The sequence below is a fragment of the Bartonella sp. AP4SXKL genome (assembly GCF_042195845.1).
In the GTDB taxonomy this organism is placed as follows: domain Bacteria; phylum Pseudomonadota; class Alphaproteobacteria; order Rhizobiales; family Rhizobiaceae; genus Bartonella.
This window is the reverse complement of the sequence record NZ_JBHIPA010000065.1, coordinates 1-803: the sequence shown is the minus strand read 5'-3', so window position 1 is coordinate 803 and position 803 is coordinate 1. Positions and strand designations below refer to the sequence as shown.

The 803-nt window shown below is 39.7% G+C and carries 1 pseudogene; it reads left to right on the top strand.

The window, feature by feature from the left end:
• Positions 1–803, top strand: a pseudogene (locus ACFIMI_RS09695) (hypothetical protein); the annotation flags it as partial.

Genomic DNA, 803 nt, shown 5'->3' with positions numbered 1-803 from the left:
AAGCTTAAAACTGTCAATTCTGATGGTAGTGCTGGTGAGGAAAAGGTTTACAATAGTGTATCGGAAGCATTTGCTGGAGTTGCGAGTTCTATCACGAATGTTCATAATGATGTAACTAATGTTGTCAGTGATAGCCTTGCCAAGCAGGATGATAATACGAAGGTTATCACTATTGGTAAAGAAGTAGAAGGTACAGAACTCAACATTGCCAACAAGACTGGTACGGATCGGACACTTTCAGGTGTTAAGGCAGGAGTGCTTTCAGCAGAATCGACAGAAGTTGTAAATGGCTCTCAGTTATTTGCGACTAATAAAAATGTTACGACAGTGACTACTAATCTAGACAGTGTTTCTAAAAATACATCGAGCTATTTAGGTGGTGGTGCTGATGTTCTTGTAGGCAATCTTCCGACGTATGTTGTTGGTGGTCAGTCATATCATGATGTTGGTTCAGCCTTTAGCGGTGTTGATACATCGCTGACAGATCTTCATAATGAGCTTTCTAAGAACAGCAATGAACTTACACAGACCATTGAGCAGAATGCTTTGTTGTGGAATGATGAAGCCAATGCCTTTGTCGCGCGTCATGTAAAGAACAAAGAGAAAGATGGTCAAGTTATAGCGGAACAAGAAAACAGCAAATTAAAATTTCTATTAGATGGAGAAATTTCTAAAGGTTCAACAGAAGCGATCACGGGCAATCAGCTTTATTCAATGAATCAGACATTTGCGACGTATTTTGGTGGAGGAGCTGGTTATGATAAAGATGGACAATGGAAAGCTCCAAGTTTTGTGATCAAGAA